The following is a 14,167-nucleotide window of genomic DNA, read 5'->3' on the forward strand; positions in this document are numbered from 1 at the left end:
GTTGAAGAGTATGTAGCAATAAAGAAAAGGTCAAAACCCTTAATAGGAGGGGTTTTGACCTTTTTCTATTGCCTTCACATCAAAAATGCTTCTTTTGAAGGACCGATTATATACAGCTCGTGCATTGCGCGGGTGAGGGCGACATAGAGGAGCTTGCGGTCGATTGAATTGTCGTAATAGGGTGCCTCAAATGATGCGATGATGACCGCATCAAACTCCAGCCCTTTTGCTAAGTGACTAGGCACGACGAGGAGCTTCTGCTGATCAATCGCCGAATTTTCGTCCAATATTTGTGCGGGAAACTCGGCCTTTTCCAGCTGCTTCACAATTGATTTCGCTTCTTTTGTCGTTTTGCAAATGAGTGCGATAGACTGATGGTTGCTTGCTTTAATTTGCTCGACAATTTGGGTAATGGTTTTGACATTTAGGGCTTGTTGTTCGATAAATTGAGGCTGCTTACCATGTCTTACAACGGGTTCGACAAGTGGTAGGTCCTCGTCCATTTGCATGAGAATGTCATTGGCTACTTCCATAATTTCAATCGTTGTGCGGTAGCTTTTTTGCAGTGTCGCATAGGTGGCGCGTGGGAATAGATCAAGCACGGGCTGCCAATCCGTTAAGGAACGATAGCTGTGGATGCCTTGGGCTAAATCGCCAACCATCGTAAACATATCCGTTTCCAGTCCGGCCTTTAATGCGGCAAGCTGGAAGTAGCTGTAGTCCTGTACCTCGTCAATGAAAACAACGCGCATTTTCCATGGCTCCTCTATGCCTTTTACCTTTGCCTGCAAATAATAGAGCGCGGCTAAATCCTCTAACGCCCAAATCTCCTTTTTATGCGCTTGTAGGAAGCTTTCTGTTTCGTTTTGATCCCATTCTGGTGCAATTTTATAGAGTAATTCGCGATTCGTCACGATTTCGCGGTAAAGTGTTTTGACCTTTGTTTTTGTGAAGGGCTTCATATAACGTGTTGCCGTTGTTTTGGCTTCTTGCTTAATTTTTGGAATGCGTTCATCGCGCTCGTCAATTAATTTCGTGACGGTATAGCGGCGTTTTTCTGCATCGCGCATGCCGTTTAGCGCTCGGCCAATGGCTTCCTCATAACGGGCGTTTAACTTAGTTAAGACAGCGGTAGTTTTTCGCTTAACCTCGGTTTGAATGATTTTTTTGATGCGTTCGAGGCGTTTTTCAATCGGCATATAATGAAATTCGACTAAAAACAGCTTTTTCAAATGCTCGCCCTTCATAATTCGGTATTTTTCGATAAAGACATCGTCAAAACGTGTAGCCAATTGCTCTTCATAGTGCTGTAAATAGCGCTGCATCATCAGCTCATAAAAGGGGCTGCCCTTCATTTTGGAAATATGCAGGTCATCGTAATTCGTCATGGTGTTCTCGACGATTTTTTCGAGCTGCTCATTTGGATTTGTGAGCTTTAATTTCACATGTAAGGCGTTTTGTACATACTCGGCATAGGTCGTTTGGCAAATTTTATCGACGCCAAGCTCTGGTAGCACATCGCCAATGTATTCGATAAATAAATTATTCGGTGCTAAAATCATCAGCTGCTCGGCATTAAAGTGCTCGCCCATTGTATATAAAAAATACGAAATTCGGTGGAGGGCAATGGTCGTTTTTCCAGAACCAGCTGCCCCTTGTACGAGAATTGGTTGGCGGAGGTGCGCACGAATAATTTCATTTTGCTCCTTTTGAATAGTCGATACGATTTCAGTTAAACGAACATCGGCCTTTCCTTCGAGCGCTTCTTGTAACAATTCGTCGTTTGTTGTTAAATCAACGTCTCGGTAATCGAGAAGCTCGGCTTGCTCAATTTTGTATTGGCGTTTGGCGAATAGATGCCCGGCTTGTTCTTCACCGCGTACGTCATAGGTTAGCTCACCTAGTCGTCCATCATAGTACACGTTTGCGACAGGGGAACGCCAATCGACGATAATCGGCTCATGGGTTTCGCTGTGAAAGAGAGAGGTTTTTCCAATATAAAGAAATTCCTCTGGCTCCCCTTCACGCTGAAAATGGATGCGCGCGAAATAGGGCTTTTGACGAATCGCCTCTAAGCCCTCCTTTTGATCGCGTGCTAGCTCGAAAAAGCGCGTGTTCATTAAAATATTTAAGAAGCTGTCACTCGAATCGAGGTATTCCACGTTTGACATCGCTGTTTTAATATTGGCCTGTGCATTTTCAATATCGCTTATAGAGCTATGTAAAATGCGGTCCATATACGCAATGGTGTCGTGAAGTCGTCGCTGCTCCTCTTTGAAATTCTTTAGCTGTAACTGATGTTCCATCGTTTGTCGTTCCCCCAATCATCTTATAAAGTCAGACTATTATCGTATCAAATGTAGCAATCTTAATTCAAGTATTGCTCTAAAAATGAATGGTGATTTCTGGATTGCTTTGTGAGAAAAGTTCTTTTAAGGGGTATAAAGGATTAAAGCTATGAGCAATGTGAAAAAATTTGTGAGGATTTCATTTTCATTTCATTTTACTTCTGTAAGTTACTTTGTATTAAGAGAGGCTTGATTAATAGTATAAGTGCTCTAGCATACAAAATTTTGGAGGTTACCAATGAATAAGCGGTTAGATGAAGTACAATATGCCCGTGCCTTTGCAATGTTTGCGGTATTATTTGTGCACTTTAGCTCAACAGGTTTGGGGGCAGTGACGCCTGAATCGAGTACCTTTTATGTCTATTCGGCATTCAATACATTAGGGAAGCTTGGGGTGCCCGTTTTTTTCTTTTTAAGTGGCTTGGTGCTGTTTTATAGCTATAATAATAGGCCATTTACAAAGGAAACAATTCGCCAATTTTATAAGAAGCGATTGAAATATATTATTGTTCCTTATCTTGTTATTTCGACTTTTTACTTTGGTGTTCGTATTGTCCATTCTAGTAGTTTTTCATCTGTTCCGGCTTTGTTGACGGGTTTAGGTGAGGCGTTATTATGGGGGAAAGCCTATACGCATTTGTATTTTTTATTTGTGTTGTTGCAGTTTTATTTAGCGTTTCCTTTGATTTTGTATTTCTTTAAGAAGGTAAAGGTTCGTGTTTTGACAGTGCTACTTGCTTCGCTTGCCTTGCAGTTCGCTTGGTTTTATGTGAATAAAAATTATTTACAAGTGGAGGCGCGTGGCTCGTATTTTCTATCGTATGTATCGTTCTTCTTGGTAGGTGCTGCAGTGGGGAGCAATTATGCGCAACTCGATCACTGGTGGCAGGTGCATCGTAAAAAAATGGCGGTGTTTATTGTGACATTGTTTGTGCTTGCGGCTACTAGCTTGATTGTGGTGGATAGTTGGACACGTGCTGATACATTGGTTCCGTATTTACCGTCTAGCCCATATCATACGTATATTTTTGACGGACTTTGGGTGCTTCTAGGACTAGCGGGTAGCTTGTTTACGTTATGGCTAGGAAAAATGGTGATTGTACTCGATTATGCGCCATTACAGATTTTCTTAAATCGTTTAGCGCAATTGTCATTTGGTATTTATTTAATTCATCCATTTTTCTTACTATTTTTCCGTAGCTGGCTACCAAGTTCGACACCGCTCGTATTTCATGGGTGGCAGTTGTTTACCGCCATTGCGATTACGGCTATTTGTTGGGTGCTGACGAGCTGGTTAAGTAAGTGGAAAATGAGCTGGATCATTATCGGAAAATAATAAAAAGCCTACTAATTGTAGGCTTTTTGGGTGTTTACCATTTTGCGGCATGCTCCTCGATGCAGCCAAGCATTTGCTGGATTTGGAGCGTGGTGCCGTCGTCGAGCTGAATGCTGCCGTCATAATAGCCGACCATTTGATGCACGGTTGACACAATGACCTTCGCGTTTGTATTGGCGACGCGTTCGAAAAAGGGTGTAAAGGTTAACTGGATTTGGTCGCTGAATTTCGAGCGAATGGTCCACGGAATCATGTAGTTGAAACGATCATATTCGAAGCGCACATCCTCATGAATTTTAGTCATGACTCCATCAATGAAAATAGCGTTTTCGGTCATGCCGGTGCCGTCCGTCCATTGCCCGCCAAAGTTTAAGCCGATGCGTTGGCCACGAACAAGCTGGGAGGCCATTCCCCAATTCCAAATTGCCTCGCGTGGCCAAATACCACGTCCGTAATCGAGTACGGCAAAGCTTTCTTCAGGCGAAAAGGTAAAGCGACGGCTCCCGATCTTTACGATGCCAGATGTAGGCAAGGTATGATGCTTGGCGGTAAATTGAAATGTTTGCCGATTCCACGGGATTACGACGTTTAATGATTCATCATCTTGTGGATGCTCAATTGTTAATTCGGCATGTAGATGCTCCCCGTCAAAGTCAGGTGAAATGACGGTTAAGTGCGTGACCCCGTTATAGTAGGTTAATTGAATGTTCATTTCACTGTTTTTGTAGCTAACGGTTTCAAGTACTTGCGTTGGCATTTTGACTTTTGCGCCAAGTGGAATGACAATTGTTTTTTCGAAATAGCGCTGGGTTTCGTATTCAAGGAAATAGACGAAGCACACCGCAGCATAATCTAAATGGCTGATCGTTGCGGAAAATAAAATTTCCTCGCCAAAGACACACCAATAGTTCCACTTTTTCTTGCGTAAAAAATGACCAGATAAGTTGCAATCAATAATTGGCTGACGTGCAAAGCCGATTGCCCCTGGATTTAAGTTGCCTTTTTTATCGCAAAGAGCTGTTGGAAGTACGATTTCTTTTTCTGCGTGCTGCCTCATTAAAAATTCCCCCTATACAAAGAAAATAACACTAACTCAGGACCCCATTTTTCGAACAAGTCCTAAAAAGTATGTTTAACAATAATTGTATCAAACATTTATGAAAACTGGGCATTTTCACTCTACTTTTATAGAACGGACATATTTGAAAAAAAATGGTCATACGTTGTAAAAAAAGAAATGAGGCCAAATGCATATGCTTTACTATAATCGCCAAGCTGCGGTCGATTATGCAAATTATTGGTGGGATAAATACAATCCAAGATTTCCGTCATTTCAGGATGATTGTACAAATTTTATATCCCAATGTCTGTATGCAGGGGGCGCACCGATGCGTGGCTTTTCGGATCGTGCGCAGGGCTGGTGGATGATTGGAACACCCGAGCGTTGGAGCTATAGCTGGTCGGTATCCCATTCCTTAAGATGGTATTTAGAATCGTCGAAAAAAGGGCTAATCGCAACACGCGTTTATTCGATTGATGAGCTGGAGATCGGGGATGTTATTTTTTACGATTTTCAAGGGGATGGACGGATTGACCATAGCACCATTGTGACACGAATTGACAATGGGATTCCGTACGTCAATGCACATACGATGAATAGCAAAAATCGCCACTATGCCTATGAGGATTCTTCGGCATATACACCGCTCATGGAGTATTATTTCTTTCATATTAGCGATACCTTTCCATTATAAAACGATATATTAAATAATGAAAAATCATGATAAGGTAGTACTAGTATACGAAGGAGGATTTGTCGATGACAGTATCAGTAAAACAAGCCATTTTAGAGCGCCGTTCAATCAAAAAATTTAATGGACAACCCGTTGAAAAACAAGCGGTGCTACAAATTTTAGATGATGCCAAATGGGCACCGAATCACGGCAATCGTCAGCCTTGGCGCGTTGTTGTAGCAGCAGATGAAAAATTAGCGGAAGTACATGCGTTATTGCGCGATTTAGCGATTCCGAAATGGCAAGAGCTTTCAGAGGAAACGCTTGCTGCACAAATGCAAAAATTCACGCTTGCAGGGGCCTATGCTTTTGTATTAGTAACAGAGGATATGCGTCAAAAAGAGCGTTTAGAAGATTATGCAGCGGCTTCTTGCTACTTACAAAATGCACAGTTACTCGCTTGGGAGCAAGGAATCGGGACATGCTGGAAAACACCAGGCTTCTTGGATAACCCAAAATTCCGTGAAGCATTAAACGCCAAAGCAAACGAGCGCGTGATTTCTATGTTCCAATTTGGTTATTTTGATGAAGCGACACCAGCAAAGCCACGTAAAGAATTAGCAGATTTCGTTTCAGAATTCGGCGCATAATAAAGAGGGAGTGCGCTGCAAAGTTCAGTGTACTCCCTTCATTTTAATAGTAGAAACCGGACGAACGCTCGTAAACCACATCCACTCAATCCTCATAATCCATCATTTCACCAAACAATCGCAAAAAAATAATAGAAAAGATGTTTTTATATCATATCCAAGAGGGAAAAGTAGCGTACAAAAACTTTTTGGAGGGATTGTCTATGTTTCAAACTGAACCGAAGCAAACGGTTGATGTTGTTTATACAAAGCGTGATCTACTCGAAAAACTTCAGGAATTACGTCTGCCACCAGAAACGGTGAATCGCCCGACCATTTACATTTTGACGAAGCATATCAACGAATTTCATGCATTAGCACGCGATAGTCAAATTAAGCTTGTGACAACGCATGGCATCCGTAGTTTCTTGAAGGAGCTTTTATTTAAAGAGTCTCCTATTGAAAAGGTACTGCGTCTCATGAAATTGCCACATCAACAATATTTAGAATACGAGGCAGTTATTCGTAGTGGGGGCATGGTCATCGTGTCGGGGGTAGACCCGCTAAATGAGCGTGAATGGACGGGGCATACATTGACAAAATGGATTACCAATCGCTCAAATTCCTCGAATATTATTTTGCGAGATGTGAAAGAAGAGCGTGTCATTCCATATGAGCCAAAGCCACAGCTGTACTTTTTGCCTTCGATGGGCGTAGCGGGCGAATTTGGTCGTGCGGATGAGGTGCTAGCGTCTTCCAAAGACGAGATTCCACTGCAAGATAATCAACGCCTCGTTCGTGACGCTAAAACACGGGAATTGGGCGTGTATCAGGGACCGCATAAATAGAATAGAATGCTAAACCGAGCCATTCGAATGGGGATGCGCTTGGTTTTTAATTTTGGGAGCAATGATTTATAAAAATTAGGATGAATTTTTATTCGTTAATATTCGCTTAAAATACAGGTGGGTAATTTTCTTTATATTGGAAAACTACATAAATTCACATGAATACCTACCTTTATTAATGGTATATGCATATATAGTGTATAAAAATCTGATAATTGAATTCTGAAAATTAAAACTTATTATTTATCTATTGAATATTTATGCATTAAAAGTTAGAATAAGTTATCGCTTATTTGATAATCCTTAAAGTAGTTATCAAAAAGTTGCAAATTATATTGTGAGGTCCTTATAAATGGCAGATTGGTTAGATTTATATAGAGAAATGGGCGATTACTTAGCGCCAAGTATGGCAAAGGATCACCCAAATCTTCCGGTAGTGAAAGAAGAAGGCTGTTATTATTGGGGTGCGGATGGCAAGAAATATTTAGATTTCACGTCAGGCATCGCCGTAACAAACACAGGTCACCGTCATCCAAAGGTGGTACAAGCCATTAAAGATGCGGCAGATAGCTTAGTACATGGCCCATCTGGTGTCATTATGTACGAATCCATTTTAAAATTATCGGAAGAGCTTGGCGAAGTATTACCGGGTGATTTAGGCTGCTTCTTCTTTGCGAATAGTGGTACAGAGGCAATTGAAGGGGCATTGAAGCTCGCGAAGTTTACGACAGAGCGTCCTTATGTGATTTCATTTACTGGCTGCTTCCACGGTCGCTCGATGGGGGCACTTGGTGTAACAACATCAAAAGCGAAATACCGTAAATTCTTACAGCCATCACATCTTTCATACCAAATTCCGTATGCTGATGTGAAGGCAGCTCCAGCGGGTGTTGATGCAGAGCAGTATGTGGTTGAAAAGCTAGAGAAAGACTTTAAACAACTATTTAAGCACCAAGTAACACCTGAGGAAGTCGCAGCGGTGATTTTAGAGCCGGTTTTAGGTGAGGGTGGCTATATCATCCCACCAAAAGCATGGGTGAAGAAAATCCGTGAAATTTGTGACCAGCACGGCATTTTATTAATTTTTGATGAAGTCCAAACAGGCTTCGGTCGTACAGGCGAATGGTTCGCTGCACAATACTTTGATGTAACGCCAGATATTATGGCGATTGCGAAAGGGATTGCATCAGGCTTACCACTTTCAGCTACAGTGGCTTCAAAAGAGCTCATGGAAAAATGGCCAATTGGTTCGCATGGGACAACATTCGGAGGTAACCCAATCGCTTGTTCCGTAGCACGTACAACATTAGAAATTTTCCACGAAGAAAATTTAGTTGAAAATTCTCGCGTTGTCGGTGCATATGCGCGTGAACAACTGCTTAAAATGAAAGAAAAGCATCCGATCATTAGTGATGTACGTTCGGCCGGTTTAATGATTGGTATTGAGCTATCAGATCCAGCGACGGGCGAGGTTTCAGGTGAGGCAGTAGGAAAAGTATTAGATTACGCGCTTGAAGAAGGCGTACTATTCTACTTATGTGGTAATGAGGGAGAAGTGATTCGTATGATTCCACCACTTACCGTAACAAAAGAGCAAATTGATGACGGCTTACAAATGCTAGATAAAGCCATTGCACGATATTTAAAAGAACAACAATAAAGGGAGAGAAAAAACATGAAGAAAAAATGGTTATTAGCAGTTTTGACAACACTTGTTATTGCAGTATTAGCGGCATGTGGTACAGCAGACGAAAAAGAAACTACATCAGGTAGTGAAGGACCAGCAGACGGCGGCGACAAAAAGACATTAGTAGTAGGTACATCAGCAGACTACGCACCATTCGAATTTGTAGACACAGCAACAAGTGATGAAATTATCGGTTTCGATATCGAATTAATCAAAACAATTGGTGACAAATTAGGCTATGAAATCGAAGTACAAAATATGGACTTTAACTCACTTATTACAGCATTACAAGCGAAAAAATTCGACGTAGTAATCTCTGGTATGACACCAACAAAGGAACGCGATAAAGTGGTAGACTTCTCAGTTCCTTATTATGAAACAGAGCAATATTTAATTTTTGACAAAGAAAAAGGCTATACAACACCAGCTGATATTAAAGGCGGCGTGGTAGGTGCACAAATTTCTTCGATTCAAGAAGAAATCGCGATTGAATTAGGTGAGGCAAATGGCTTCAAAGTAGAAAGCCGTAACTTAATTCCTGAGTTAATTCAAGAATTAAAAACAGGTCGTTTTGATGCAGCAGTGATCGAAAACATCGTTTCTGAAAACTACTTATCAAAAAATGATGACTTAGCAGCATTCCCAATCGAAGTAGAAGAGCCAGATTATAAAGCAATCGTATTCCAAGAAGGTAGCGAATTAAAAGCAGAGTTCGATAAAGTAATCGAAGAATTAAATGCTGACGGTACAATCGAAGAATTAAAGAAAAAATGGTTCGTTGTTGAGTAACAGCTAGTTGAAGGAGCTGTCCCGGAAGTACTTCTTGGACACTCCTTTTCTCACGTTTTTTAGAGGGGAAAACCAACAAGGGGATTCTCTACTAAACTAATTTAACTAAAGAAAGGGGGGCTACGATGTTTAATTTTGAGGCAATCGTACCCTCTATCCCGTATATTTTTGAGGGGATAGGTATTACATTACAGATTGTAATCGGTGCGACGATTTTAGGGGTAGTTTTAGGTATTCTATTAGCCTTATGTAAAATCGGAAATATTGCACCATTGCGCTGGTTTGCAAGTTTTTATACATCAATTTTCCGTGGGACGCCGTTAGTTCTTCAATTAATGTTAATTTTCTATGCAGTTCCACAAGTATTAGATATTCAAATTGACCCTGTTCCCGCTGCGATTATTGCATTTGGTTTAAACTCAGGGGCTTATATTTCTGAAATTATCCGTGCAGGTATCAATGCAGTCGATAAAGGGCAAATGGAAGCCGCAAAAGCGCTTGGTATTCCATATGCAAAAATGATGAAGGATATTATCTTACCGCAGGCGATGAAAAATATTTTACCATCGTTAATGAATGAATTTATTACGTTAAATAAGGAATCAGCCATCGTTACGGTGATCGGGGCAATGGATATTATGCGCCGTGCATACGTTGTTGGGGGTTCGACCTTTACGTATTTAGAGCCGCTACTAATTGCGGGGTTAATTTACTATGTCATGACATTAGTATTATCATTCCTTGGCAAAATGCTAGAAAAGAGGATGAGACGCAGTGATTAAAATTGATAATCTGAAAAAAACATATGGTAAAAATGAAGTATTAAAAGGCATTTCAACAGAAGTGAAGGAGCGCGAGGTAATCGCGATTATTGGTCCTTCTGGGTCGGGAAAATCCACGTTTTTACGCTGCATTAACCGCTTAGAGGAACCAACTGAAGGCATCATTTCGATTGCAGGTGTGGAAGTGACAAATAAAAATGTCATGAAGGTACGCGAGAATTTAGGAATGGTGTTTCAGCACTTCCACCTCTTCCCGCACAAAACGGTTTTAGAAAACTTAACATATGCACCGATTAACGTAAAGGGTGTAGCTAAAGAGCAGGCAGTGAAAACGGCAGAAGAGCTGTTATCAAAAGTCGGCCTTTATGACAAACGCGATGAATTCCCGAATCGTTTATCCGGTGGGCAAAAGCAGCGTGTCGCGATCGCACGTGCGCTAGCGATGAATCCAACGGCCATTCTTTTCGATGAGCCAACATCAGCACTAGATCCGGAAATGGTAAAAGAGGTTTTGGAAGTAATGAAATCACTTGCCAAAGAGGGCATGACAATGCTGATCGTAACGCATGAAATGGGCTTCGCGCGTGAAGTTGCAGACCGTGTGCTGTTTTTAGATGGTGGCTATTTAGTGGAAGACGCTTCTCCGGAAGAATTCTTTACAGCACCAAAATCAGAGCGCGCTAAAGCGTTTTTAGAGAAAGTATTATAAGTAAAGTAGACACATCCGTGATTGAGTTGCGGGTGTGTTTTTTGATTGGGGATTATTTGTAGTGTATTTGGATTCTATGTCATGCAAGTGTTAAAAAATATAATTGTGCTATACGAATATCAAATTTTGCATAGCACAATCTATTTTTATAGATGGTTACTTATATAGGAAGCTAAATTATCATAACCAAATGCATGTAACGGAAAGTCAAAATCACTATCTGAAATTTCCATTTCAACTTCATCAGATCTATCTGCAGCAAAAAAACAAAGCTCATGTTCTAAATTAAATGATTTAAATTTTTCATGGAATAATGAAAAATATTGTTCCTCAACATCACCAAATCGATCAGGTTGGATTTTGCATTCGTAAAAAACGCGAACGGAATTTTTTAAATAGGCGTAGTCCATTGTCTTTTTACTGAGATCTGGATTTCCTGAATGATGATAATAAGCAATTACATCATTTTCATTTTTCGTAGGTAGCCCAATAGAAACGCCCCAGCCTCTTTGTTGAGGGGGAGGGGGATGTTCTAGGGAATATGTACCGCCATAGAAACCAACCAAAATGGCTTCAAAAATTTTACCTCTAAGTGAATTTAGAAAATTTTTATCCTTTTTATCAGCCATTTTGAAGGCGGTAAATAAATGACCACGAGTCAATTTGAAGATATTAATATTTGCATTTTGATAGGCGTTTTCTAATTCATTTTGAACTTCTTTGTAACGACTTTCTACCGTACCACGTTGCCATTTTGCAGACCTTTTTAGTAACTCGCAAAAGTCTTCGAGAATGATATGTGTTTGAACATCTTTAAAGTAATTTGCGACGTCACGTGATGCTTGTTTGATTGTTAAATCATCTCTATCTAGGGTTTTTAAATAAATGTTAATTGGTTTGGTCATTGTCATTTATGGCTTTTAAATAGTTGATTACATCTAAGGTCGGCAACATAAAGCTTGGTAGGGTTGTTCTACTGATTAACGAACTAGAAACTTCTCGTATATACGGTAAAAGCATAGGTACCACATTTTGTAATGCATAGTTTTTTAATTGTTCGGTATCGATGTTGGTCGTTGAGTATACTTGGCCTTTATATTTTATCGTCATAGAGAATCCTGTATCCTCTTTAGAACCAATTTCAGCCGTTAGAAAAATATTGGCATAATCATTTTCAATTTCAGCATGTTTGTAGAGTGCGAATGGTAAATCGCTATACGCTTCTATGCCGACATTATTAAATTGTACATCAATTAATTCCACATAACGTAATTGTATCGCATTTCGTTGAAACAATAAGTTATCAAGTACATCTTTGTTGTTCATACGGAAAACCTCCAATTAATTTTAATATTAAAACAACCACTGTTTCCAGTGGTTGTGAGATTGTATTTGAAATGAAATCAAAATTTGGCTTTCGTTCAATTGTATAATTGATTAATTTAATTTCTTCCTTTTCTAAAGCAATATTAGATAAGTGAATTAGATTTTCTGTAAGGTTGGTAAGTGTATTCACGACTGTAGATCGAGTACTTTTTTTGTCTCTTTCATCCCAATTCAAATCATCTTTAAGTGCACCTAAAACCAAATTAATTTTTGATGCGACTGTCGTATCATATGGAAGGTTTAGCTCCATTAACTTTTTTAATTGGATAAAGCCTTTGTTTTTTAGCCAGTCTAAAAACAAATAATCAGATTTTTTTTCGCATTGTTTATCAGCAGCTACTAAAAAAACCTCCATATTTTCAGTTGGAGTGATGTTAAAGAAATCATGAAATGCTTGGATATACAACGAAGTCAATTTATTTATTTTATCTGAATACTTATTTTCAATCGGATTCGTTTTTAATAACCATTTTTCACTATTCATGTCATTTCTCCCCCTCGTTATAATTTAATTTACACTAAAAAATGTAATCTGTAAATGAATCGTTTCGGTTGTAAAATTAATGTCTCCTATAATCCAAAAAATAAACATGGAGTACATATTATATCTAAATTTTAAGTGGTTATTTCGGATACGTCTGACAAACACGCCCAACTTGCCCATCTGCTAAGCGGACTTTAATTCCGTGTGGGTGAAAGCTGCTGTTTGTGAGCAGGTCTTTTACAACACCACGCGTTGTGTTGCCTGTGCGTTGGTCTTTCTTTAACACGATATCTACCTCTAAGCCCGGATAGACATCACTGCGATTTTTTCCGTTCATGTTCTTTGCTCCTTCATGCTCGTTTGTTTTTCTAGTATAGCATGACCGCGCTGCAAAACGGTAAACCCCGCATTTATCTCGGTAAATGATTCAAAAAGTTTTGATAGCAAAAGCCGCGTACATCCGCCTCACTGTAGTGCTTGAGTAGCTCATTCACTAAATTTTGGTGCATGCCCGCGTGTTCTAAGCCAGGAATTTTAGCGTTAATGCCGTCAAAATCGGAGCCGAGGCCGATTAAGTGCTTGCCACCAAGCCCACAAATATGGTCGATATGCTTGATTAAATCGGTCATTGAAGCTTCTTTTGAACCCGTAATAAACTCCGGGAAGTACACAACATGCATTGGGGCGTTTTTCGCAATCATCGCACGGATTTGCTCGTCGGTTAAGTTGCGTTCATGCTGGCAGACGCTTGTTGCATTGGAATGCGAGGCAATGACATAATCCGCTTGCTCCATCACATCCCAAAAGCTTTGTTCGTGTAAATGTGTGACGTCGGTGAAGATTTTATGCGTATTGTTGAGCTGAATAATATCGCGCCCAAACGCTGTCACACCGCGCCTCAATTTACTATGTAAGCCATCTGCTGCTTCGTTTGGATTGTTCCAAGTAAGGCCGATTGATAGTACGCCGAACTGATAAAATTGATGCCAAAACGAGAGATCACCTGCGAAAAAATCGACCCCTTCAATCGTTAAAAACGCGCCGATTTGTCCTGGCTTTAGCTTATCGAAGTCGTCCCATGTTTTGAGGTGCACCATGAGCGGATGCTGCGTAATTATTTGTTGAAAATGCTGCACCTGCTGATAGGCTGCTTGAATTTTGGCTTCAGGTGATAAAGTTGGATCAATAAAAATCGCGAATGCTTGTGCCATCACGTGCCCAGCCTGCAAGCGCTCATAATTCACATCTAAGCGTGATGAACTCGTGAAATTGGTATTGCCTTCATACAAATGTAATAACGCATCGCAATGTAAATCAATGATGGGAATGGCCATGTATACTCCTCCAGTTCAATTTCTTCCATTATAAATAATATGAGAAGTTTTTAAAATATTTTCAGGTAACACGTGGATAGGCGAAAAGTAATGATTCGCAAA

15 protein-coding genes are annotated in these 14,167 nt (G+C 40.2%); 8 read left to right on the plus strand and 7 right to left on the minus strand.

Translation table 11 applies throughout. From position 1 onward, the window contains the following. Positions 1–74: 74 nt before the first annotated feature. Entirely contained in the window at positions 75–2,306 is a 2,232-nt protein-coding gene (helD, locus tag MKX47_RS01840) for an RNA polymerase recycling motor HelD (protein ID WP_340770473.1), read from the minus strand. 280 nt (positions 2,307–2,586) lie between these two features. Between helD and MKX47_RS01845 the strand changes: the two genes are divergently transcribed. Further along, entirely contained in the window at positions 2,587–3,684 is a 1,098-nt protein-coding gene (locus MKX47_RS01845; protein WP_340770475.1) for an acyltransferase, read from the plus strand. Between the two features lie 34 nt (positions 3,685–3,718). Here MKX47_RS01845 and MKX47_RS01850 read toward each other — a convergent pair whose 3' ends face one another. Continuing rightward, positions 3,719–4,741, minus strand: coding sequence for a DUF2804 domain-containing protein (locus MKX47_RS01850; RefSeq protein WP_340770478.1), 1,023 nt, complete (start codon positions 4,739–4,741; stop codon positions 3,719–3,721). A 196-nt stretch (positions 4,742–4,937) separates the two neighbouring features. Between MKX47_RS01850 and MKX47_RS01855 the strand changes: the two genes are divergently transcribed. The 7 genes from MKX47_RS01855 (at position 4,938) to MKX47_RS01885 (ending at position 10,861) form a co-directional block, all read left to right on the plus strand. Continuing rightward, positions 4,938–5,438, plus strand: a complete 501-nt coding sequence (locus MKX47_RS01855; RefSeq protein ID WP_340770480.1) for an amidase domain-containing protein — start codon at positions 4,938–4,940, stop codon at positions 5,436–5,438. A gap of 65 nt (positions 5,439–5,503) precedes the next feature. Then, a complete protein-coding gene (locus MKX47_RS01860; protein WP_340770481.1) occupies positions 5,504–6,067 on the plus strand; it encodes a nitroreductase family protein in 564 nt (187 codons plus the stop codon). 203 nt (positions 6,068–6,270) lie between these two features. Next, entirely contained in the window at positions 6,271–6,894 is a 624-nt protein-coding gene (locus MKX47_RS01865; protein WP_340770483.1) for a serine/threonine protein kinase, read from the plus strand. Between the two features lie 352 nt (positions 6,895–7,246). After that, positions 7,247–8,554, plus strand: coding sequence for an aspartate aminotransferase family protein (locus MKX47_RS01870; RefSeq protein ID WP_340770487.1), 1,308 nt, complete (start codon positions 7,247–7,249; stop codon positions 8,552–8,554). A gap of 15 nt (positions 8,555–8,569) precedes the next feature. Then, on the plus strand, positions 8,570–9,370 hold the full coding sequence (locus tag MKX47_RS01875) for a transporter substrate-binding domain-containing protein (protein WP_340770488.1): 801 nt from the start codon (positions 8,570–8,572) through the stop codon (positions 9,368–9,370). Between the two features lie 125 nt (positions 9,371–9,495). Beyond that, positions 9,496–10,152 carry an amino acid ABC transporter permease gene (locus MKX47_RS01880; RefSeq protein WP_340770490.1) on the plus strand — a complete coding sequence of 219 codons (657 nt, stop codon included), beginning with the start codon at positions 9,496–9,498 and terminating at the stop codon, positions 10,150–10,152. Further along, positions 10,145–10,861: an amino acid ABC transporter ATP-binding protein gene (locus MKX47_RS01885; protein ID WP_340770492.1), complete on the plus strand. Its 717-nt coding sequence runs from the start codon at positions 10,145–10,147 to the stop codon at positions 10,859–10,861. The genes MKX47_RS01880 and MKX47_RS01885 overlap by 8 nt, the downstream gene beginning before the upstream one ends. Positions 10,862–11,007: 146 nt before the next feature. Here the strand turns inward: MKX47_RS01885 and MKX47_RS01890 are convergent, their stop codons facing one another. The 5 genes from MKX47_RS01890 to MKX47_RS01910 all read right to left on the minus strand — a co-directional run bounded on the left by MKX47_RS01890 (position 11,008) and on the right by MKX47_RS01910 (position 14,065). Continuing rightward, on the minus strand, positions 11,008–11,766 hold the full coding sequence (locus MKX47_RS01890; protein ID WP_340770496.1) for a hypothetical protein: 759 nt from the start codon (positions 11,764–11,766) through the stop codon (positions 11,008–11,010). Next, positions 11,750–12,187 (minus strand): protein-export chaperone SecB, encoded by a 438-nt coding sequence (locus MKX47_RS01895; protein ID WP_340770499.1) that lies wholly within the window; start codon positions 12,185–12,187, stop codon positions 11,750–11,752. The genes MKX47_RS01890 and MKX47_RS01895 overlap by 17 nt, the downstream gene beginning before the upstream one ends. Next, on the minus strand, positions 12,165–12,731 hold the full coding sequence (locus tag MKX47_RS01900) for a hypothetical protein (protein WP_340770501.1): 567 nt from the start codon (positions 12,729–12,731) through the stop codon (positions 12,165–12,167). Before MKX47_RS01900 ends, MKX47_RS01895 begins: the two co-directional genes overlap by 23 nt. Before the next feature lie 139 nt (positions 12,732–12,870). After that, complete coding sequence (locus MKX47_RS01905; RefSeq protein ID WP_340770503.1) at positions 12,871–13,068, minus strand: YwbE family protein; 198 nt, start codon at positions 13,066–13,068, stop codon at positions 12,871–12,873. Between the two features lie 73 nt (positions 13,069–13,141). Beyond that, a complete protein-coding gene (locus tag MKX47_RS01910; RefSeq protein ID WP_340770504.1) occupies positions 13,142–14,065 on the minus strand; it encodes a dipeptidase in 924 nt (307 codons plus the stop codon). Positions 14,066–14,167 lie beyond the last annotated feature (102 nt).

This window comes from Solibacillus sp. FSL R7-0668 (assembly GCF_038006205.1).
GTDB lineage: Bacteria > Bacillota > Bacilli > Bacillales_A > Planococcaceae > Solibacillus.

Excerpts from the sequence above, each read along its gene's own strand:
- MKX47_RS01870 (WP_340770487.1), top strand. The coding sequence starts at position 7,247 with ATGGCAGATTGGTTAGATTTATATAGAGAAATGGGCGATTACTTAGCG.
- MKX47_RS01875 (WP_340770488.1), top strand. The coding sequence starts at position 8,570 with ATGAAGAAAAAATGGTTATTAGCAGTTTTGACAACACTTGTTATTGCA.
- MKX47_RS01850 (WP_340770478.1), bottom strand. The coding sequence starts at position 4,741 with ATGAGGCAGCACGCAGAAAAAGAAATCGTACTTCCAACAGCTCTTTGC.
- MKX47_RS01855 (WP_340770480.1), top strand. The coding sequence starts at position 4,938 with ATGCTTTACTATAATCGCCAAGCTGCGGTCGATTATGCAAATTATTGG.
- MKX47_RS01860 (WP_340770481.1), top strand. The coding sequence starts at position 5,504 with ATGACAGTATCAGTAAAACAAGCCATTTTAGAGCGCCGTTCAATCAAA.
- MKX47_RS01865 (WP_340770483.1), top strand. The coding sequence starts at position 6,271 with ATGTTTCAAACTGAACCGAAGCAAACGGTTGATGTTGTTTATACAAAG.
- MKX47_RS01900 (WP_340770501.1), bottom strand. The coding sequence starts at position 12,731 with ATGAATAGTGAAAAATGGTTATTAAAAACGAATCCGATTGAAAATAAG.
- MKX47_RS01905 (WP_340770503.1), bottom strand. The coding sequence starts at position 13,068 with ATGAACGGAAAAAATCGCAGTGATGTCTATCCGGGCTTAGAGGTAGAT.
- MKX47_RS01890 (WP_340770496.1), bottom strand. The coding sequence starts at position 11,766 with ATGACCAAACCAATTAACATTTATTTAAAAACCCTAGATAGAGATGAT.
- MKX47_RS01910 (WP_340770504.1), bottom strand. The coding sequence starts at position 14,065 with ATGGCCATTCCCATCATTGATTTACATTGCGATGCGTTATTACATTTG.
- MKX47_RS01845 (WP_340770475.1), top strand. The coding sequence starts at position 2,587 with ATGAATAAGCGGTTAGATGAAGTACAATATGCCCGTGCCTTTGCAATG.
- MKX47_RS01880 (WP_340770490.1), top strand. The coding sequence starts at position 9,496 with ATGTTTAATTTTGAGGCAATCGTACCCTCTATCCCGTATATTTTTGAG.
- MKX47_RS01895 (WP_340770499.1), bottom strand. The coding sequence starts at position 12,187 with ATGAACAACAAAGATGTACTTGATAACTTATTGTTTCAACGAAATGCG.
- helD (WP_340770473.1), bottom strand. The coding sequence starts at position 2,306 with ATGGAACATCAGTTACAGCTAAAGAATTTCAAAGAGGAGCAGCGACGA.